The sequence below is a fragment of the Mesorhizobium sp. M0898 genome (assembly GCF_040319695.1).
In the GTDB taxonomy this organism is placed as follows: domain Bacteria; phylum Pseudomonadota; class Alphaproteobacteria; order Rhizobiales; family Rhizobiaceae; genus Mesorhizobium.
The window spans coordinates 1-19,496 of sequence record NZ_JAMYOE010000072.1 but is presented as its reverse complement, the minus strand read 5'-3'; the positions used below and the strand labels follow the sequence as shown (position 1 = coordinate 19,496).

The window sequence follows — 19,496 nt, the reverse complement described above, 5'->3', positions numbered from 1 at the left end:
AGCTCGAAAGCGCTTGACCTCAACATGCCGAATAGAGAAGTGCTTCAGGACTGCTGCAACCCGGACTTTTTCAACACTATCGGTCATGAGCCGTCACCGGCGTCGTCTGCACACGGCCCGGGGCACCGGTAGGAGCAAGCCGAGACGCAGCAAAACCAGCGGGAGCGAGGAAGATCCCGCCCGCGCTTTCGACCAGCTCAAAAGATCGAGTTTGTGATCGATTTTATCGGGCCGAGCAGGATCGATCCTTCCGGCACGCCGGCGTCGATCGGGATGGCTTTCCGGTTTGCTGTCGCCACAGTCGGCTGGCCGATGTCGGCCGTCACCACGACCGGGGTCTTGTTCGGCACACGGTCGTAGAGATCGATAATGTCCTGGTTCATCAGGCGAACACAGCCCGACGACACCGATTTGCCGATCGACCGCCATTCCGGCGAACCGTGCAAGCGGTAGAGCGTGTCCTGGTTGCCCTGGAAGAGATAAAGCGCCCGCGCGCCAAGCGGGTTCTTGAGCCCGCCGGGCATGCCGCCATTGTCGGCGCTGTACGGTCTTAGTTCGGGCTGGCGGGTGATCATTTCGTCCGGCGGCGTCCATTTCGGCCATTTCTGCTTCCATTGGACCACGGCATCGCCCGACCATTCGAAGCCGGCGCGGCCGAGGCCGACGCCGTAGCGGATCGCCTGGCCCCCCGGGCGCACCAGATAGAGGAAGTGATTGGTGGTGTCGACGACGATGGTGCCCGGCTGCTGCCCGGTCGGATCGTCCACGATCTGCCGCAGGAACTGCGGGTCGATCTTGTCGACCGGTATGGCCGGCAGCTCGAAGCCGCCATCCGACATCGGCCCATACATCGTCACATAGTCGCCGAGCGCCGGCTCGACATAGGTCGGCGGCGGTGGCTCGACCGGTTGTTGCGACAGCGTGGTGCAACTGGAGACCGCGACCGAGGCGGCGCCAAGCGCTGCTGCGTTGAGAAAACCGCGACGGCTCAGGCGCAGAGAGGACGATGGGGGTGTGAACATGATTGCCTTTTTTAAGTCTCAAATCGCAACAAAGCATGAATACGCCCGGTTGCGCGCGGTTGCCCGAGCAATGCCCGGCGCGATAGGCGGTTCCAATTCTGGCCGCAGGGTGGACAAACAAAGGCAAAGCTGTGACTGGATCGTCACTGTTGCGCCGAGGCAACATGTCCGGCCGTCAAACCCCGGCGACCAGACCTTCAAGGGACGGCAGGATCAGGGCCGGTGGAAAATCCCGGTATTCCTCTGGCTGATTGGCGCGGTTGATCCACACCGTCCTGAAGCCGAATTTGGTGGCGCCGGCGACGTCCCAGCGGTTGGATGACTGGAAAGAGACAGCGCCCGGATAGAGGCGCCAGCCCGTGGTGACCATGTCGTAGACCGACGGATCGGTCTTGAAGCGCCTGACGCTGTCGACGGAAAAGACGTCGTCCAGGACCTGGTCGAGCGCGGCGGATTTGACGGCCGCTTCCAGCATCTCAGGCGAACCGTTGGACAGGATCGCCAGCCTTGCCCCCGATGCCTTGAGCGCCTTGAGCACGGCCGGCACCTCCGGATAGCAGTCCAGCCGCCAATAAGCCTCGAGCAGCTTCGCTTTCAGTCCGGCATCGGCGGACGGAACCTTGCGCAGGGCGAAGTCGAGGGCCTGCTCGGTGAGCTGCCAGAAATCGGCATAGGCCCCCATCAGCGTCCTGACCCAGGAATATTCCAGCTGCTTGGCGCGCCAGATCTCGGACAGCAACTGGCCGTCCGGCCCGATCTGGTCGGCGTGACGGCGCACGGCCGCATGCACGTCGAACAGCGTGCCATAGGCGTCGAAAACGTAAGCCGCGAACTGCATTCGACAATTTTGAGGCCGCGTAAGGCAAGGCGCAAGCGCTGATTGCAGTCCGCCAGCCCGCTGGCCTCAACAAATCTCAGCCAAGCCGGTTGACGGCGGCCGCCAAAGCATCTTCCAATGCGCCGCAACAAGCATCGAACGGAACCTGGCAATGACACTGGCGACTGCGGCGCAATCCGCGACATGGACCTTCGTTGACGGAGACTGGTACGAGGGCAACGTTGCCATTCTAGGGCCGCGCAGCCACGCCATGTGGCTCGGCACCAGCGTGTTCGACGGCGCCCGCTGGTTCGAGGGCGTCGCCCCCGATCTCGATCGCCATGCAGCGCGGGTAAACGCCTCGGCGATCGCGCTCGGCCTGAAGCCGACGATGAGCACCGACAAGATCGTCGGGCTGACCTGGGACGGGCTGAAGAAGTTCGACGGCAAGACGGCAGTCTACATCAGGCCGATGTATTGGGCCGAGCATGGCGGCTATATGGGCGTGCCGGCCGACCCGGCCTCGACGCGTTTTTGCCTTTGCCTCTATGAATCGCCGATGATCTCGCCGGCGGGTTTTTCGGTGACGGTGTCGCCGTTCCGGCGCCCGACCATCGAAACCATGCCGACCAACGCCAAGGCCGGCTGCCTTTATCCCAACAACGGCCGGGCCATCCTAGAAGCCAAGATGCGCGGCTTCGACAATGCGCTCGTGCTCGACATGCTGGGCAATGTCGCCGAGACCGGGACCTCGAATATTTTCCTGGTCAAGGACGGCCATGTCCTGACGCCGGCGCCGAACGGCACCTTCCTGTCCGGCATTACCCGCGCGCGCACCATGGCCCTGCTAGGCGAATACGGCTTCACGACGACGGAAAAGACGCTGTCGATCCGCGACTTCCTGGAGGCGGACGAAATCTTCTCGACCGGAAACCACTCGAAAGTCGTGCCGGTCACCCGTATCGAGGATCGCAATCTGCAGCCCGGACCGGTGGCCAAGAAGGCGCGCGAACTCTATTGGGAATGGGCGCATTCGACTTCGCCCGGCTGACCCGCTAAAAAGCGGCCGGCGCTTCGTTTCCGGAGTTGTTCCAGACCAATCCAGTCCTATGTTAGTCCGGTATCGACACCGGATTTTTCCACGAGGGAGTACGACCGATGGCTTTTGAATTGCCCGCCTTGCCCTATGATTACGAGGCTTTGCAGCCTTATATGTCCAAGGAAACGCTGGAATATCATCACGACAAGCACCACAAGGCCTATGTCGACAACGGCAACAAGCTGGCCGCCGAGGCGGGCATGGGCGATTTGTCGGTCGAAGAGGCCGTCAAACAGTCCTTCGGCAAGAATGCGGGCCTCTTCAACAATGCCGCCCAGCACTACAATCACATCCATTTCTGGAAATGGATGAAGAAGGGCGGCGGCGGCAACAAGCTGCCCGGCGCATTGCAAAAGGCGGTCGACAGCGACCTTGGTGGCTACGACAAGTTCAAAGCCGACTTCACCGCCGCCGGCACCACCCAGTTCGGATCGGGCTGGGCCTGGGTCTCGGTCAAGGACGGCAAGCTGGCGATCTCGAAGACGCCGAATGGCGAGAACCCGCTCGTCCATGGCGCGACGCCGATCCTCGGCGTCGATGTCTGGGAACATTCCTATTACATCGATTATCGCAACGCCCGGCCGAAATATCTCGAAGCCTTCGTCGACAGTCTCATCAACTGGGACTATGTGCTCGAACTCTACGAAAAGGCCTGATCCGTTCCAGAAAGCCCCGGCAGAACCGGGGCTTTTCTTTTTCAGCATCAGAACGACAGCTGCAAAAATTTCACGCAAGCGTGAGGCGAAGCGTCGGAATTTTTAAGCCATCCTTGCCGTTTGTCATCGGGGTGGGACCGCATCCTGAACTGCCTTCAACATGGAGCCAAGTGAATGAGAAAGCTTATCCTCGCCATCTCGATGCTCGCCTTCGCTGGTTCGGCGGCATTTGCCGACCCGGTAGCCGACCGGCAGGCCCTGATGAAGGAACGTGGCAAGATCGCCGCCGGCTTGTCGAAAGTGGTCAAGGGCGAGACGCCCTACGACGCAGCTTCGGTGCTGACGGCGTTGCAGGCACTGCAGGTCAATGCCGAGAAATTCCATGCCGGCGTCGACACGCTTTTCCCGGCCGGCAGCGACACCGGCGACACCACGGCGTCCCCAAAAATCTGGCAGGACATGGCCGGCTTCAAGACGGCTGAAGGCAAGTACCTCGTCGACGTCAAGGCGGCGGTCGCCGCAGCACCTGCGGATGCCGACGCGTTGAAGGCGCAGTTCAACACCATTGGCGGCGGCTGCGGCAACTGCCATCAAAACTACCGGGTAAAAAAAGGCTGATAGCGGGCAATGCGCTTGCTGAAGAAATTTGTCGGCGCCGCCCTCGTTCTGGGCGGCGCGGCCGCGATTGCCGGCTGGTTCCTGTCGGCTCCGGTCAGGCTCGATGCCGCAACGCTGGCTGAGCTTGGTCCTGGCGACGCCGCCAGGGGCAAGCGCATCTTCTACGCCGGCGGCTGCACATCCTGTCATGCCAAGCCTGGCTCGCAAGGCGACGCCCGTCTTCAGTTGGCGGGCGGCCTTGAACTCAAGACGCCATTCGGCACCTTCGTGCCGCCGAACATATCGCAGGATACCAGGGACGGCATCGGCGCCTGGTCGGTCGAGGATCTTGCCAACGCCATGCTGAAGGGCGTGTCGCCGTCGGGCGAGCATCTCTATCCGGCATTTCCCTATACTTCCTACGCGCGCATGAAGCCGGCCGACATTGCCGATCTCTATGCATTCCTGAAGACGTTACCCGCGGTCGCCGGCAAGCCGCCCGCCAATTCGCTGGCATTTCCCTTCAATGTCCGACGCGGTCTTGGCTTGTGGAAGCTGCTCTATTTGAGTGACCAGCCGGTCGTTTCCTTTCCCGACGGCACACCGGATCCGGTGGTGACAGGCCGCTATCTGGTCGAAGGCCCCGGCCATTGCGGCGAATGCCACACGCCGCGGGATCTTGCCGGCGGCACCAGGAAGAGCCAATGGCTGGCAGGTGCGGCCGCGGCCGAAGGCGGCGGCATCGTGCCGAACATCACGTCGGGCGAGGGCGGCATCGCGGACTGGTCCGAGGCCGACATCGCCAACTATCTCGAAACCGGCTTCACGCCGGATTTCGATGCGGTCGGCGGCGCAATGGTCGACGTGCAGCGGAACATGGCCGTGCTGACCCCGGACGACCGCGCGGCGATCGCCGCCTACCTGAAAGCCGTGCCGCCGCACCCCAACGGCTATCCGGCGCGCAAGAAGCCGTCGAGCTGACGGCCGTTGCGTCAGCGGTCGCCGAGAAAGTCGAAGCCGGTTTCGAAGAAGTGATTGTAGTCGCAGGTCATTTCCTCGCCGGGCGCAATGTCGCGCAAGGCATAGGTCTCCTCCGGCTGCGAGACGTCGCAATTCGGGCTGTCGGCATGGTTCATGTAGCGCGCATCGTCGGCTTCGAAGACGATGTAGTTCGGGTCGCGCCGGTCCGGATAGGCGTAGCGGTCGAGATAGGTTCTGACCGGCCCGGTTTCCCGCTCGTAGGCCGCTACCTCGATGCGCCGGTCGTATTTCGGGTCGAGCTTCCAGACCAGCGTGCCGCGGGCAATGTGGTTCTTGGCAAAGACGCCGATGCCCTGGATGGGCGATTTGTCGAGATAGACATCGACGAGCAACATGGCAGATCCTTGGGTGATTGTGTGTTGGCGCGGCTGTGAAAAGGCCGCGCACTGGGTAGCGCGCGGCCTTTGCAATTGCGAGCGGAAAATCAGCTGTGCCTGCCCATTATCCGAAGCCTCGTACGGCTCGTCGCCTGTCGAGACCCTAGCGCTGTTGCAGCGCCAGCCGGATGCCTAAGGCGCAATAGATACCGCCGACAGCCTTGCCTTGCCATCTCAGCACCGTCGGGTTTCGGCGCAGGAATGCACCGAGGCCGCCCGCACCCACGGCGAAAACCACCGTGCTGACGAGGCCCAACAGAACAAAGATCACGCCCAATATCGCCAGTCGAAGCATCACCGATCCGTTTTCAGGCCGCACGAACTGCGGAAGAAATGCGAGGAAGAAAAGTGCGGTCTTGGGATTGAGAACCTCGGTCAAAACAGCCTGCCGAAATGCTTTGGCAGCGGGGATCGCGAGTGCGCCGGCGGCCGGATAGGCCGGCGTTTTCTCGATGATCGCGCGAATGCCGAGATAAATGAGGTAGGCTGCGCCGATGTACTTCACGATGCTGAAAAGCGCCGCCGACGTGGCAATGATCGCCGAAATGCCGACGATCGCCATGAAGGTGTGAACCACGTCGCCGGCCGCGATCCCCGCGCCGGTCGCGATGCCAACCCTGGTTCCGGAACTAGTAGCCCGCGCCACGGTCAGAAGGGTGGCCGGACCCGGGATGAAGACAAAGCCAAGCACAACCGCGACATAAGCTATCAACGTGGCGAGATCGATCATTGGTGGGCTCCGCAACTCTCACCGCCAATGAAGCCACGTCGCGGAACGGAAGGCAATGACCGCTCATCCGCCGATGTTCACGCCGCAAGCTCGGCCTTGCCTGTCACCTTGAGCGCGAAGGCGTAGGTGAAGGCGATTTCCTCCAGTCTTGAAAACCGGCCGGAGGCGCCGGCATGGCCTGAATCCAGGTTGATCTTGAACAGCACCGGATTTTCACCCGTCTTGCGGTCGCGCAGCCGCGCCACCCATTTGGCCGGCTCCCAATAGGTGACGCGCGGGTCGGTCAGGCCGGCCAGTGCCAGGATCGGCGGATAGTCGAGTGCGGCGACATTGTCGTAGGGCGAGTAGGCGGTGATGGTCCGGTAATCCTCCGCCGACGCGATCGGATTGCCCCATTCCGGCCATTCCGGCGGCGTCAGCGGCAAGCTGGCGTCGAGCATGGTGGAGAGCACGTCGACGAAGGGAACCTCGGCGACGATTCCGCCGAAGCATTGCGGCGCCATGTTGGCGACCGCGCCCATCAGCATGCCGCCGGCCGAACCGCCTTGCGCAACGATGCGGTCATGCTGCGTATAGCGTTCGGCGACGAGGTGGTGGGCGGCAGCGACAAAATCGGTGAACGTGTTCATCTTGTTCACCCGCTTGCCGTCGTCGTACCAGCCATAGCCCTTGTCCTTGCCGCCGCGAACATGGGCTATCGCGTAGACAAAGCCGCGGTCGACCAGCGAAAACAGATTGGTGTTGAACGCGGCCGGCACGGTGATGCCATACGAGCCGTAGCCGTAAAGCAGGCAAGGGGCGGACCCGTCGAGCGGTGTGTCGCGGTGATGGAGGAGCGAGATCGGCACCAGTTCGCCGTCGGCGGCAGGTGCCATCAGCCGGCGCGTGACGTAGTGCTCCGGGTCGTGGCCGGACGGCACTTCCTGGGTCTTGAGCAGCACCCGCTCGCGGGTGCGCATGTTGTAATCGAAGACCTGCGCCGGGGTCGTCATCGACGAATAGGAAAAGCGCATGATCTCGGTATCGTATTCGTAGGAGCCGGACAGGCCGAGCGAGAAGGCTTCCTCGTCGAAGGAGATCAGGTGCTCCTCGCCGCTCTTGCGGTCGCGCACGACGATGCGCGGTAGGCCTTCCTTGCGCTCGAGCCGGACCATGTGGTCCTTGAAGCCGATCACCGAAAGGATCAGCCGGCCCGCTTCGTGCGGCACCAGTTCCTGCCAATTGGCGCGCACCGGATCATGGGCCGGCGCCGTCATGATCTTGAAGTCCTTGGCGCCGTCGGCATTGGTGAGGATGAAGAAGATGTCGCCGCCTTCCTCGAGTTCGTACTGCAGGCCGGTCTGGCGCGCCGCAACCAGCTTCGGCTCTGCGAACGGATCGTTGGCGCTCATGATACGGTATTCCGAGGTCTCATGGTCGTTGATGCCGATCATGATCCACTCGTTGGAGCGCGTGCCGCCGACATCCATAAAAAAGCCGGGATCGGTCTCCTCGTAGATCAGCCGGTCGTTATCAGGACCGTCGCCAAGCGCATGGAACAGCACTTTGGAAGGACGGTGGTTGGGGTCGAGGCGGGTGTAGAAAAAACCGTCATTGCCGGCATCCCACACACCGCCGCCGCCGGTGTCCGGGACCCTGTCCGCCAGATCGTTGCCGCCGGCCAGATCGCGGACGCGCAGCGTGTAGAATTCGGAACCCTTGTCGTCGAAGGCCCAGAGCAGCTTGCTGTGGTCGTGCGAATGATCGACGCCGCCCAGGCGGAAATAGGGCTTGCCCTCGGCCTCGGCATCGCCGTCGAGCAATATCTGCTTGTCGCCGCCGTCACGCGCCGTGCGGAAATAACGCGGCTGCTGGCCGCCAAGCTTGAAGGAGGAGCCGTAGGCGTAAGGTCCGTCCTTCATCGGCACGGAAGAATCGTCTTCCTTGATGCGTCCCTTCATTTCCGCGAAAAGCTGCTTCTGCAGTTGGACGGTATCGGCCATCAGCGCCGCCTGGTAAGCATTCTCGGCTTCGAGGTGGGCGCGGATTTGGCCGTCGAGCAGGGACGGATCCCTGAACATCTCTTGCCAATTGGCGGCCCTCAGCCAGGCATAATCGTCCGTCCGCGTTATGCCGTGATGCGTGTCGAAGATCGGCCGCTTCTCCGGCTGCGGCGGCGTGGCGGTCGGAAACACTGGGGTTCTGGTCATTGCGTCTCGCTGTGGAAGCTACTTGAATGGCGAATGAACACGCCGAGCAGCGCGGGTTCAAGGGCTATGATCTATCGTCGTGGTGGCTCGAGAGGACGGGCTGGAGGAGCGGATAACGAATATTTCTTCTCGGACTGCCGCGGTTCTCGCCGTCGCTGCGATGACCCTGCCAGTGCCGGTCAATCTCATGCAACTGCCTTCGCGGCTTTGCAAGTGGCCGATATGGCTGGGTCTACGGAAATACATTACCCCCTTTCAATGACACAGCGCACCGCTCCGGCGACGGCTCGCGAGCAACAGTAACGCTTCGCAACCTATGATTTTACTGAATCCGCCGATCACCCTGGCTGTAATGCCGCCGGCAGGGTCAAGCATCGAACTCTATTTACCTGCTGCCGTTTGTGTAATTGCTGCTTGCCGCCGCGTCAGTCGATGCTGGTCTGACCAGAAAAAACGGCAAAGTTACACTTTGCACGAAAGAGTGAAGCTGAATGAGGAATATTTGACTTGTATCGCTGAATAGACCGCAAGACGCGAATTGACTTACTTGGCGCTCAGGCTCATTAAGATGGCGCGACGCGAATCGCGGAGGCTTTTTCCTGCACAAGTTCGCGCGATGCCCTGCTTGCCAAAAATAGGGCGTAGACAGAAACAATTCTCGTTGGGACCTGAACGCCATGGATATTACCGAAACACCTTCCAGAAACAGTGACGCGCTGATCGAGCTCACCGCCGACGTGGTGGCCGCCTATGTCAGCAACAATCCCGTACCGGTCGGCGAACTGCCGAACCTTATCGCCGATGTCCACGCCGCTCTCGGGCGCGTCGGCGGGGCCGCCGAGCAGCCGCCTGCCGACAAGCAGAAGCCGGCGGTAAATCCGAAGCGGTCGGTGCATGACGACTACATCATCTGTCTCGAAGACGGCAAGAAGTTCAAGTCGCTCAAGCGTCACTTGATGACCCACTATGATCTGACGCCCGACCAGTATCGCGAAAAGTGGAACCTGGACCCGAGCTATCCGATGGTTGCGCCCAATTACGCGGCCGCCCGTTCGCAGCTCGCCAAGAAGATGGGTCTCGGCCGCAAGCGCAAGGGACGCTGACAAGGGGCTCTTCCGGTTTGATACTCAAACGGCGCCTGCGGGCGCCGTTTTCGCATTGGGGGGAGACCAAGCTTGGGCCGCCAGTTCTTCATGCCGCCGGCACCTGCCGTGCGTCAGGCGGTCTGCTTCAGCGCTGCCTCGGCGTCACGCTTGATGCGCTTGACCATCGAGCGAAGGCCATTGGCGCGCTGCGGCGACAGGTGCTCGTCAAGCCCGAGTGCCTTTAGCGTTGCCTCGGCGTCGGTCCTCTGGATTTCGCTGGCCGGCCGTCCCGAAAACAGCGCCAGCATGATGGCGACCAGGCCGCGCACGATATGGGCGTCGGAATCGCCCTTGAAGGTGATAACGGGGTCGGCACCCCCGCCCTGTTCGGTGGTCAACCAGACCTGGCTGACGCAGCCGGGCACCTTGTTTGCCGGTATGCGTTGCTCATCCGGAAACGGCGGCAGCGCTTCACCCAGTTCAATCACATAGCGATAGCGGTCTTCCCACTCGTCGAGCAGGGAAAAGTCGTCGCGGATGGTCTGGATCGTCGTCGTCATGCCCCCGGATATAGTCATCCGGCGCTGCCACGTCACGGAAAAAGAGGAGAAACGCCGCAGGCGCCGGGCATGGGGAGCCTTGCGGTCTGGCGATGAATTCGGCCGAAACAGTCTCAGTTCTTCGCCGGCAAGTGCAGTTTCGCCGGCAGATCGACTTTCGCCGGCAAGACGATTTCCCCCGGCACGCTGCCGGTAGTCGTCACTGTATCGGGTTCAGCGGCCTTGTCGTCCAGCATGGCAGCCGCGATCTTGACGGTCTCCCGGGCCCGGGCGGTGATGGTGTGCATTGCCGATTTGCCGGTCTCGCACACGTCCGGCTTGCGCTCGCAGATGCCGGCGATATCGCCGACGGCTTCGCGCGCCGCAAACAGCGCCTGGAGCGGTCCGACGCTTTCGCGGCCCGCATCATCGGCGCCGACACCCAGCGGTAGCGCCAGAAGCACCAGCGAAAACCAGAAAGCAGCTCTTATCAGAAAGCCCATCTGTCTGTCCTTTATGACGGTCATGCCTCCGAACCGCACGACCTGTACCGCGATACTGACACAGACGCGCAAAGGACGGCTTGTCCCGAAAGCAACAGTTTTCCTCAAATTTTAGGCAGATTCGAAACGAAGCGGTTTGAAGTTCATTTGCCTCGAATGGTTCAGATTTCATTCAGCAAATGATAACCATCCAACCGTTTGTTTTTCATGATCATTTTCTTAATCGGCGACAGTTTGATGCCATCGGCCGCAACGTCAGGCGCGGGCGTGCGGATAACGCTCCGTTTACTATGGCGGCAATTGCCCCGGTTTTTCCCCGCCGGTATCCCGATATTTGCAGCCTGCCGGGGGACGATCAGCCCAGCCTTATCCATTCCTTAAACGCTGGATGCGAGTTTCGGATCGACAAAAGCCGCCTGCAAAGCAGGGCCGTTCACGACCGGGTGCGTTGAGTTGAGTGCGATCAAGGCCAGATACGCCGAGTTGCCGGGCGCGATAGCCGCCGGTTGCGAACGGATGGTTCATCCGTCCGTGCTCGGCCAGAGCGATCGTCGCCGCCACAGCCGGTTCATTGGCGTCATGCTGGCGGCGCCTTTCTTCAGCGCGGGTGCAGCGGTGACGCTGGTGACGTCGGGAATGGGCGCGGCCGTGACTGTGGCTGCGATCTTTGCGGCGTTCGGCCTTTGCTGGTTCGCCGCCCTGCTGGTGGCGGCATCGGGCAAGATGGCCCTGGCCGGCCAACTCGCCTTGGTCGTCGGCAGCGTTGCCCTCGGTGCCCTTATCGCTGCCGCCGGCGGTGTGGCCTCGCCGGTTGCCTTGCTCGCGGTGGCGCTGCCGTTTGAAGCGTGGTGGATCGGCCAGTCGCGCCGTGCCGTGATCTGGGGCGCCATATCGGCCTTTGTCGCAGTCTTGCTGCAGCCTTTAGCCGGTTCCGTCTTGCCGCTCGACCACCAGACCGAAATCGCCGCATGGCACTGGCTGGTACCACTGGCCTGGGCACTCACGCTCATTCCGCGTATCGCTCCGCTTCGCGGCGCCGCCAACGCACAGCTCGATCCGGCCGGCAGCCACCGGCTCGAAGACCTCATCGACGCCGTCGTGCTGCGAATCGCGGCGCATGGCGAGGTTCTGGACGTCTCGGCTAAGGCACGCACTATGCTGCGGCTGCCGCCGGAGCTGCTTTTCGGCACCGGACTTTTCGATCGCATCCATCTGTCCGACCGCGTCCCGTATCTCAGTGCGCTGGCCGATATGCGCGATGGCGACCTGTCGACCCGGCTCGACCTTCGCGTAAGGTTGCCGCAGAGCAGCGGCGTGACGGCCGACAATTACCGGCCGTTCTCGCTCGAGATGATGCGCGCGCCGGGGCAGGAGACTGTCTTCACGCTTCTTCTGCGCGAGAACGACGAACTGGCCGGACTGCGCCAGGAGCTTGCCGCTGCCAATGAGGCGGCTGCCTCCGCCGAGGTGGCGAAAGGACGCTTCCTTGCCGTCGTCAGCCATGAGTTGCGCACCCCGCTCAATGCCATCATCGGCTTTTCCGACATGCTGCTGCACGAGATGTTCGGCAGCTTCAAGGATCCGCGCCAGAAGGAATATGTCGGGCTGGTCAGGGATTCTGGCCAGCACCTGCTTGCCGTCGTCACCTCGATACTCGACGTATCGCGGATCGAATCGGGCGCTTACGCGACCGAGCCGGAACCGTTCCGCTTCCGCGAAGCGGTCGAGATGTGCCAATCGATGATGCGCCTGCAAGCCGAGGCAAAGGCCATCGATCTGCAGGCCCAGATCGCGCCGGACGCAGGCGAAATAAATGCCGACCGTCGTGCCGTGCAGCAGATCCTGATCAATCTCGTCTCTAACGCGATCAAGTTCACGCCCGAAGGCGGCAATGTTGTCATCGGCGCCAAGCGCATCGGCTCGCGGCTGCATTTCTGGGTCCGGGACACCGGCATCGGCATCGCCGAGGAAGATTTCGCCAATCTCGGCAAGCCGTTCATGCAGATCCAGAACGACTATACCCGCCGTTTCGAAGGCACCGGGCTCGGGCTTTCGCTGGTGAAGGGGCTGGTGGCGCTGCACGAGGGCACCATGTCGATCGAAAGCATGCCGGGCGAGGGCACCACGGTGACGATCAGCCTTCCCGTGAACGGCCCGACGGGCCGCTCGGCGGAGAAGGCCGGCGTGGTGCCGATGTCCGCAGTCAAAGCCAAGGCGGACGGTGGCAAAGGGGAGAGCAATGGGTCGCTCCGCAAAACAGCCTAAGGCGGTCAAACGCCGCGGCAATGCCTTCGAGCACGGAGCGATGGCGCTGGGCAGCCTGATCTCGCGCAATCCTGTTGTGGTCGGCGGCTCCACCGCGTTCCTGGTGACGCTGTTCTACGTCTCGGCGAACGCGCTTTGGTACCAGCCTTTTCCGCATGCCGGCGCGTTTTTCGCCACGAGGAGTATCGAGCGCTTTCCCCGGGCGGACAGCGACGAGCCCGAAACCACCATCAATATCGTGCGACCGGCCGCTGCGCCGATCAAGAGCGACCCGGTCGTCGAGCAGGTCCAGGGCATATTGAAGGATCTCGATTTCTATTCCGGCACTGTCGACGGCATTCCCGGACCGAATACGCGCAAGGCCATCCAGGCCTATCAGCAGAAGGTCGGATTGAATGCCTCCGGCGAGATCGACAGCGTCCTGCTGGATCAACTGGGCGCCACGCCAAAGACCGCGGCCGTGGTACCGCATCCGGTGCCGCGGCCGGTCGAAACGGCCGCTGCTCCGGCCGCCATTCCGGTGTCCGCACCGGCAAATGCGACGGCGCCGGATCCCCGCATCGTCAAGATCCAGGCCGGACTGAAAGCGTTCGGCAATGACGACATGCAATTGGATGGCGTCGTCGGCGCGCGCACCAAGGCCGCGATCAAGGAATTCCAAGCGCTGTTCGGCTTGCCGGAGACCGGCGAGCCCGACGAGATCGTCTACGTCAAGATGCGCGAGATCGGCCTGACCAACTGAGGGTCGTGACGGCCGCTCGCCGGTCGCTCGGCAAAGACCGGTTACGGTTTTCCGGCCAATGCTGTAAGGACCGCCGCATGTCCAGGAATACTCCATGCGGGTAACCACCGATCTGTGGGTGTCGGCGCTGTTGCGCCGGGTTTTCAGCGCCGGCGGCTTTGCCGCCGTGGTCAAGCGCGGCGCGACGGAAGCCGGCGCGGTTTTCGTGCTGGCGCGGGGCAGGCAAGGGGAGATGGCGCTGTTCGGGCCGGCGCCGCAGACGAGTTACGATTCAGCCAGGCCGGACGACCGTTTTTTCAACCTGCTTGGCGAAGGCGACGATGCCGCCATCTTCGACGCGCGGCTGGAGCGCGAGAAGAGATTCGATCCGGATATCTGGGTGGTCGAGATCGAGGCGGGCGCCATTCCCGTCGAGGAGCTTATCTCGGTCAAGGCGTCTTAACGGCAAGCGCTTCAGACGCGACGCGCCTTTGGGGTGGCGGTCATATCGGCGCTGTTCGGCTTGCGCAGGTCGGCATTTGCGGCGACGCGCCCAGGCTTGCGAACGATTTTCGACACGGTCTCGGCCTTCCAGCCGCGGAGCCTGTCCAACGCCGCGTCGCGGTGCAGCAGGCGGTAGCGGTCGAGGAAGATGCGGATCGCCTGCGGGTGCGGAAACTCGGTCGGATAGATGGCGGCCGTGATCAGGAACGCCTTGTCTTCGCTGAGGTCGAGCGCCCGCAAGGCGGCCAGCAGCGGTGTGTAATTGTGGCTCGCGGTGAGCGTCCGCGCCGTTGAAAAATCGACTTCGAGCGCATCGGCGAGCGCTGTCTGGAAGAATGCCGCATTGCCGGTCAGCGCGGTCTCGCGCAGATTGACATAGGTTTGTGGCTCGACGAACGGACTGATGGAAGCGCCGCTCTCGGCGCGCATCATGGATCGCAACCGGCGGCGTACAGTTTCAGCGGCATCGGAAGCCTCTTGCCTGTTGACCTCGCCCGCAACCACTTCGGCGTTTTCGGACGCGGCTTTGGCGGTTGTTTCCGGCTGCTGCTGCGACCGCACCAGCGTCGGCCTTTCGAGCACTTTGATGAGATCCGCGATCGTCTGATTGAGATCCTTGCGGCGGGCAATGGCACGGGCATGCGGCAGGCCGTGACGTCCGATCAGCGCGATCAGGTCGACGTCGCTGAGGGCGCGCGAGCGGATGAGCAGCGGAGCGGCGATGTCGACCCGCTCCTGGCAAAGCCGCCGCACCAGCGCGGCGGGTGCATATTCGCATTCGGAAAGGGCTGCCGCGACGTAGCGGCGCGATTCGACCGAGACATTCTCGAACAGCGGCAGCGTCAGGTCTTCGAGCTGCGCGATTTCCCGGCGCGAAGGCCGGGTGAGCGAGCAGAACGCCGATACCGCGGCGCGAAACAGCCTTTCGGCCTTTCCCGATTCAGCTCCTGCTGCGATTTGCCTGAAATCCGAAGCTGACACGAAGGATACGCCCGACACTCGACACGATCTGGACAGCGCTCTGCCGGGCTGTACCGGTTTCGCGTTTCCCAAGAACAAAGATCAATTTAGCGGCGATCCGTTAGCGCTCCGTTAACCTACTGCCTTCTTAATCGACTATGGAGGCGTTGCGTTGTGCTCCGGGGCAACCGAGAGGAATACGCGAACCATGGGCATGGTACTGTCTTTCGTGCCGCGAACGGCGGCAACCAATCGAGCACAACAAACCGCGCCGGCGGCAGTGATCATCTTTCCCGGGGTCCGCTACGAACAGCGGCCGCAGACCGGCGAAACGCGGCCGGCCGGCCCTGACAAGCCGGGACCTTCGGGAACATTGCCGGTACCGCATCACTGAGCATCGGAACCGGCTTAAAAATCCTGCAGTTCGCAGGAACTCTGTTCGAGAAACCGCGAGACGATCGGCTTCCAGCTGTCGTCGGGCACGAACGAACGGATGACGAATACGCCTTCCTCTATCGGCGCCTCGACGAAGATGGCCCCTTGCAGTTCCTCGGGAAGATCCTTGCGGACCTCGATCATCTGGGCCGGCGTCAGCACAACGGTGTCGAGCATGCCTGCGGTCGCGCTGTGGTCGTTGAACGAGTAGATGTTGTGGCCGCCGCGGTCATAGACCGATATCGACCAGAACGGCACCTTGCCCGGCGCCTTGACCCGCACCATCCCCTCGGCAAGGTCGAAGCGGCATGCCGCCGCATAAAATAGCGGATCGACCGATTTCACCACCGGCGCGCCGCCGGCTTCCGCGTCGAGCCTGGTCGTCTTGTAGAGATCCGAAGCCATGGCCAATCGCGACCAGGCGTCGCGTTCGGAGAACTCGGGGACGAGCAGCAGCACGATGATGTGCACGATGCCGGCGCCGAGCAGGCCGAGCAGCACTGCATGCAGCAGGCTACGCATTGCAGCCGACCTTCTGGATCTGCGGCAGCGTGACGTCCGAGAGACCGGTGCTGCTGGCGATCGGCGTGTCGTAGAACGTAAGCACCAAGTACATCTTGCCGGCGCCGCTGGTCAGCAGCCAGTTGCCGGGCGCAGGGCGGCTGCCGACGGAAATGACCACCGCATTGTCGGCCTGGCGCAGCACTTGATAGGACTGCAGCGCAGCCGGCCTCGGCTTGCCGGTCTCGACCACGGCAAGCGACTGGTCGGCGGCATAAAGCGTCCAGAACCGGGCGGTGGGAAAGCCGCCCGCAATCTTGTAGGCACATTGCCGCCGGAGCTGTTCGCCGCCGGAATCGCGCTCGGCTATGAAGGACAGTCCTTCCGCCTGTCCGAGCGCCAGCACGCCTTCGCGAGCCACGCGGGCCTTCGAATAGGGATCTGCCGTCGGCGTGCCGATGTCGGGAAAGGCGGTCCATTGGCCGATCCTGATGGCGCCGACGCCATCCTGCAGCTTCAGTGCATACCAGACGCTGCCGCCACCGCCGACGACGGCGATGGCAAGCGAAAGCAGTGTCAGGAAGGCGTTCTTGAGCATGAGGAGGCAGGGAACCGAAGGCCGGGACTGAAAGATTGCCGCTCGGGGATATCGCGGCGCAGGGCCTTGTGGCAAGCGGCCCCGCGCAATTGGGCGTCACAGCGCCGAGAGGGTTTCCGGTGCAGCGGGCGCGTCGAGCACGGGTGCCGCCTGGAACAGCTTGGTCAGTTCCTTCAGGGTCTGGGTGGTCCGGCTGGACAGCACCGGCGGACGCTCGGCGGCGGCATCGGCAGCTGCCTGTTCGGCGTTCTTCTTTTCCGCTTCCTCGGCCTTGGCGGCAATTTCGGCATCGACGAAGGGGTGATCGAGGCCGGGGATCGGTCTGAGGTCGATATTCTGGTGCGCATAGACCATCAGGCGCTGCCACACCATGGCCGGCAGCGTGCCGCCGGTCATCTTGTTGGTCGCGGTGAAGTCGTCATTGCCGAGCCAGACGGCGGCCGTGTAGTTGCCGGTAAAGCCGACAAACCAGGCATCGCGGTAGGACTGGGTCGTGCCGGTCTTGCCGGCGACGACGATGTTTGGAAGGGCCGCGCGCCGGGCAGTGCCGATCACCGGCACCGCCGCCAGCATGGTGTTCATGTATTTGAGCGCCTTCTCCGACAGCACCCGATGCGGCGGCGGCGCATCCTTGGCGAAGTCGTAGACCACCTCGCCGGTACGGGTGAAGAGTTGGCTGACGCCGTGCCGGGTTCCGGCAAGGCCGTTCTGGGCAAATACGCTGTAACCCGTCGCCTGGTCCATCACGGTCATGCCCGACGTGCCGAGCACCATGGTCTTGTGTGATTCCAGCGGCGACTCGACGCCCATCGCCTCGGCCATGGCCTTGATCGGCTTGATGCCGAGATAATCCTTGGCCAGCCGCACCGGCACCGTGTTGATCGATTTGGCCATCGCCGTGATCAGCGTGACGTTGCCGGCCGACCCGCCATTGTAATTGTGGGGCGACCAGCTGCCCCAGGAGATGGGCCCGCCGGAAACCACCGAATCCGGCGTGAAGCCATGCTCCATCGCCGTCGCGTAGACATAGGGCTTGAACGAGGAGCCGGTCTGGCGAAGCGCTTTGGTGGCGCGGTTGAACTGGCTGGCGCCGTAGTCGCGGCCGCCGACGATCGCCCTGACCGCGCCATTGGTCTCGATGACGACGATGGCGCCCTCGGTGACGTTGTATTCCTTGCCGAACTGGCGGAGGTGGAACTCCATCGATTCTTCGGCCGCCTTCTGGATGTTGGCGTCGAAGGTGGTGTGGGCGACAAGCGAGTGCGGGCCGCCCTTGGCGGCGATCTTCTTGACCTCGTCGAAGGCCCAGTCGAGGTAGTAGTCGGGGCTCTTCTGCTCGCCGCGGTCGACGATTTCGGCCGGGTGCAATCTTGCCTGCAGCACCTGGCCTTCGGTCATGAAGCCGGAATCGACCAGATTGGACAGCACCACGTTGGCCCGCGCCCGGGCGGCGGGCAGGTTTATGTGCGGCGCATATTTGGTCGGCGCCTTGAACAGGCCGGCCAGCATCGCCGCCTCGGCAAGGTTCAGGTCCTTGACGCTCTTGCCGAAATAGAAATCGGCTGCCGCCTCGATGCCGAAGGTGCCGCCGCCCATATAGGCGCGGTCGAGGTAAAGTTGCAGGATTTCCTTCTTCGACAGATTGGCTTCGAGCCACAGCGACAGGAAGGCTTCCTTGATCTTGCGCTCGAATGTCCGCTCATTGGTCAGGAACAGGTTCTTGGCCAGCTGCTGGGTGATGCTCGAGCCGCCCTGGACGACGGAATTTGCCCGCACATTCTCGAATATGGCGCGCGACAGGCCGAGCACATCGATGCCGTAATGGTCGAAGAAACGGCGGTCTTCGGTCGCCAGCACCGCCTTGATGACATGGTCGGGCATCTCGTCGACCGGCACCGAATCGCGCTGGATGATGCCGCGCTGGCCGATCTCGTTGCCGTAGCGGTCGAGGAAGGTGACGGCGAAGTCGCCTTGCGTGCGCCAGTCGCCGGCGGTTATCTGGAAGGCCGGCAAGGCCAGCGCCAAAAGGACGACGATGCCGCCGGCACCGAGCGTAAAGCCTTCACTCAACAGTTCGATCAGGCCGCGGCGCCAGCCGTCGACACGGAAACGCCGCGAGAAGATGGTCGCCGCTTCCCAGAACTGGCGCGCCCTGAAGCCGATTTCGTAGACCGAGGAATCAATCCACGCATCCACCGCCAGCAGCCTTGCGGCGATCGGACCTCTTCTCTTGCGTGGTTCCAAAGGACTGGCCATTCCAGGATCCGGCTGCGGCGATGCCGCCAACTGAGAAACCGCATGCCGGCAATTTCACGGCGGCGCGCCGCTATGACTATTCGTCCATTTTGGCGCTGCCTACAAGGGCGATGAAGGTTCCGCGCTTGCGCGAGGTGCCGAGCATTGGCAGTCGTCACATGGGACGCTTGTCCGCGATCTTTTTCGGGTCGCGGCCTATCATGCCGGCGTTGGCTTTCCTGTGCTTGTCGGCAAGCCTGCGAATGCGATCGAAGCGGCTTTCCTCGGCCACTTCGATTTTCGCCGCTGCCTTTGGCTTCGGGACGAATGCGATCATTGATCGATCTCCTTGCCGATGGTGCGCGCCGGGGAAGATACCCCGGCGGCTGTCTTTCAGGCTTGTTTCCGGCAGTGGCTGGTCAATAGCCGATGCCGCCGGGCGAAGCAGCGGCTTCCTTCGCCGGAACGTCGGTGATCATGGCTTCCGCCGTGATCAGAAGCGCCGCAATGGAGCCCGCGTCCTGCAGCGCCGTCCGTACCACCTTCGCCGGGTCGACGATGCCGGCCTTGATCATGTCGACATAGACCTCGTTCTGGGCATCGAAGCCCTGATTGTGATCCT

The 19,496-nt window shown here is 62.7% G+C and carries 22 protein-coding genes and 1 pseudogene; 9 read left to right on the top strand and 14 right to left on the bottom strand.

From position 1 onward, the window contains the following. Window positions 1–197: 197 nt before the first annotated feature. Together NKH90_RS32695 and NKH90_RS32690 are read right to left on the bottom strand one after the other, a co-directional pair. Window positions 198–1,022, bottom strand: a complete 825-nt coding sequence (locus NKH90_RS32695; protein ID WP_352823318.1) for a L,D-transpeptidase — start codon at window positions 1,020–1,022, stop codon at window positions 198–200. 175 nt (window positions 1,023–1,197) lie between these two features. After that, on the bottom strand, window positions 1,198–1,860 hold the full coding sequence (locus NKH90_RS32690; protein WP_352770628.1) for a haloacid dehalogenase type II: 663 nt from the start codon (window positions 1,858–1,860) through the stop codon (window positions 1,198–1,200). A gap of 151 nt (window positions 1,861–2,011) precedes the next feature. On the opposite strand from NKH90_RS32690, the gene NKH90_RS32685 reads away from it, so the two are divergent. The 4 genes from NKH90_RS32685 (at window position 2,012) to NKH90_RS32670 (ending at window position 5,172) form a co-directional block, all read left to right on the top strand. Then, window positions 2,012–2,890 carry a branched-chain amino acid aminotransferase gene (locus NKH90_RS32685; RefSeq protein ID WP_292658468.1) on the top strand — a complete coding sequence of 293 codons (879 nt, stop codon included), beginning with the start codon at window positions 2,012–2,014 and terminating at the stop codon, window positions 2,888–2,890. Window positions 2,891–2,997: 107 nt separating this feature from the next. Beyond that, on the top strand, window positions 2,998–3,594 hold the full coding sequence (locus NKH90_RS32680) for a superoxide dismutase (RefSeq protein ID WP_352770634.1): 597 nt from the start codon (window positions 2,998–3,000) through the stop codon (window positions 3,592–3,594). Between the two features lie 174 nt (window positions 3,595–3,768). After that, complete coding sequence (locus NKH90_RS32675; RefSeq protein ID WP_352823315.1) at window positions 3,769–4,212, top strand: c-type cytochrome; 444 nt, start codon at window positions 3,769–3,771, stop codon at window positions 4,210–4,212. A 9-nt stretch (window positions 4,213–4,221) separates the two neighbouring features. Further along, the gene (locus tag NKH90_RS32670; RefSeq protein ID WP_352823312.1) at window positions 4,222–5,172 is read left to right on the top strand and encodes a cytochrome c; all 951 of its coding nucleotides are present in this window, start codon (window positions 4,222–4,224) and stop codon (window positions 5,170–5,172) included. Window positions 5,173–5,183: 11 nt separating this feature from the next. Here NKH90_RS32670 and NKH90_RS32665 read toward each other — a convergent pair whose 3' ends face one another. From NKH90_RS32665 to NKH90_RS32655, 3 genes are all read right to left on the bottom strand, one after another. Beyond that, the gene (locus tag NKH90_RS32665; protein ID WP_352449057.1) at window positions 5,184–5,567 is read right to left on the bottom strand and encodes an SET domain-containing protein; all 384 of its coding nucleotides are present in this window, start codon (window positions 5,565–5,567) and stop codon (window positions 5,184–5,186) included. Between the two features lie 145 nt (window positions 5,568–5,712). Further along, a complete protein-coding gene (locus NKH90_RS32660; RefSeq protein ID WP_352770641.1) occupies window positions 5,713–6,339 on the bottom strand; it encodes a LysE family translocator in 627 nt (208 codons plus the stop codon). A gap of 77 nt (window positions 6,340–6,416) precedes the next feature. Then, a complete protein-coding gene (locus tag NKH90_RS32655) occupies window positions 6,417–8,528 on the bottom strand; it encodes a S9 family peptidase (protein WP_352823309.1) in 2,112 nt (703 codons plus the stop codon). 677 nt (window positions 8,529–9,205) lie between these two features. Between NKH90_RS32655 and NKH90_RS32650 the strand changes: the two genes are divergently transcribed. Then, entirely contained in the window at window positions 9,206–9,631 is a 426-nt protein-coding gene (locus NKH90_RS32650; protein ID WP_023677844.1) for a Ros/MucR family transcriptional regulator, read from the top strand. A gap of 113 nt (window positions 9,632–9,744) precedes the next feature. Here NKH90_RS32650 and NKH90_RS32645 read toward each other — a convergent pair whose 3' ends face one another. The 3 genes from NKH90_RS32645 to NKH90_RS32635 all read right to left on the bottom strand — a co-directional run bounded on the left by NKH90_RS32645 (window position 9,745) and on the right by NKH90_RS32635 (window position 11,029). Further along, complete coding sequence (locus NKH90_RS32645; RefSeq protein ID WP_352471107.1) at window positions 9,745–10,173, bottom strand: SufE family protein; 429 nt, start codon at window positions 10,171–10,173, stop codon at window positions 9,745–9,747. A 113-nt stretch (window positions 10,174–10,286) separates the two neighbouring features. Further along, entirely contained in the window at window positions 10,287–10,655 is a 369-nt protein-coding gene (locus tag NKH90_RS32640; RefSeq protein ID WP_352770753.1) for a DUF5330 domain-containing protein, read from the bottom strand. 161 nt (window positions 10,656–10,816) lie between these two features. Continuing rightward, window positions 10,817–11,029: a hypothetical protein gene (locus tag NKH90_RS32635; protein ID WP_352770647.1), complete on the bottom strand. Its 213-nt coding sequence runs from the start codon at window positions 11,027–11,029 to the stop codon at window positions 10,817–10,819. Between the two features lie 142 nt (window positions 11,030–11,171). Here NKH90_RS32635 and NKH90_RS32630 point away from each other — a divergent pair, with 142 nt between their 5' ends. The 3 genes from NKH90_RS32630 to NKH90_RS32620 all read left to right on the top strand — a co-directional run bounded on the left by NKH90_RS32630 (window position 11,172) and on the right by NKH90_RS32620 (window position 14,104). Continuing rightward, on the top strand, window positions 11,172–12,920 hold the full coding sequence (locus tag NKH90_RS32630) for a sensor histidine kinase (protein WP_352823321.1): 1,749 nt from the start codon (window positions 11,172–11,174) through the stop codon (window positions 12,918–12,920). Then, entirely contained in the window at window positions 12,895–13,662 is a 768-nt protein-coding gene (locus NKH90_RS32625) for a peptidoglycan-binding domain-containing protein (RefSeq protein ID WP_352620758.1), read from the top strand. Before NKH90_RS32630 ends, NKH90_RS32625 begins: the two co-directional genes overlap by 26 nt. A 94-nt stretch (window positions 13,663–13,756) precedes the next feature. Beyond that, on the top strand, window positions 13,757–14,104 hold the full coding sequence (locus NKH90_RS32620) for a DUF1491 family protein (RefSeq protein WP_352823306.1): 348 nt from the start codon (window positions 13,757–13,759) through the stop codon (window positions 14,102–14,104). Between the two features lie 11 nt (window positions 14,105–14,115). Here NKH90_RS32620 and NKH90_RS32615 read toward each other — a convergent pair whose 3' ends face one another. After that, window positions 14,116–15,126 carry a DUF2336 domain-containing protein gene (locus tag NKH90_RS32615; RefSeq protein WP_352770653.1) on the bottom strand — a complete coding sequence of 337 codons (1,011 nt, stop codon included), beginning with the start codon at window positions 15,124–15,126 and terminating at the stop codon, window positions 14,116–14,118. 187 nt (window positions 15,127–15,313) lie between these two features. Here NKH90_RS32615 and NKH90_RS32610 point away from each other — a divergent pair, with 187 nt between their 5' ends. After that, entirely contained in the window at window positions 15,314–15,499 is a 186-nt protein-coding gene (locus NKH90_RS32610; protein ID WP_352540743.1) for a hypothetical protein, read from the top strand. A 14-nt stretch (window positions 15,500–15,513) separates the two neighbouring features. Here NKH90_RS32610 and NKH90_RS32605 read toward each other — a convergent pair whose 3' ends face one another. The 5 genes and pseudogenes from NKH90_RS32605 to groEL all read right to left on the bottom strand — a co-directional run. After that, window positions 15,514–16,062 (bottom strand): DUF1254 domain-containing protein, encoded by a 549-nt coding sequence (locus tag NKH90_RS32605; protein ID WP_352770656.1) that lies wholly within the window; start codon window positions 16,060–16,062, stop codon window positions 15,514–15,516. Beyond that, window positions 16,055–16,639 (bottom strand): DUF1214 domain-containing protein, encoded by a 585-nt coding sequence (locus NKH90_RS32600; protein WP_352770659.1) that lies wholly within the window; start codon window positions 16,637–16,639, stop codon window positions 16,055–16,057. Before NKH90_RS32600 ends, NKH90_RS32605 begins: the two co-directional genes overlap by 8 nt. 96 nt (window positions 16,640–16,735) lie before the next feature. Continuing rightward, complete coding sequence (locus NKH90_RS32595; RefSeq protein ID WP_352770661.1) at window positions 16,736–18,895, bottom strand: transglycosylase domain-containing protein; 2,160 nt, start codon at window positions 18,893–18,895, stop codon at window positions 16,736–16,738. A gap of 154 nt (window positions 18,896–19,049) precedes the next feature. Then, a complete protein-coding gene (locus NKH90_RS32590; protein ID WP_352501782.1) occupies window positions 19,050–19,211 on the bottom strand; it encodes a hypothetical protein in 162 nt (53 codons plus the stop codon). An 82-nt stretch (window positions 19,212–19,293) separates the two neighbouring features. Continuing rightward, window positions 19,294–19,496: pseudogene (gene groEL / locus NKH90_RS32585) on the bottom strand (chaperonin GroEL); the annotation flags it as partial.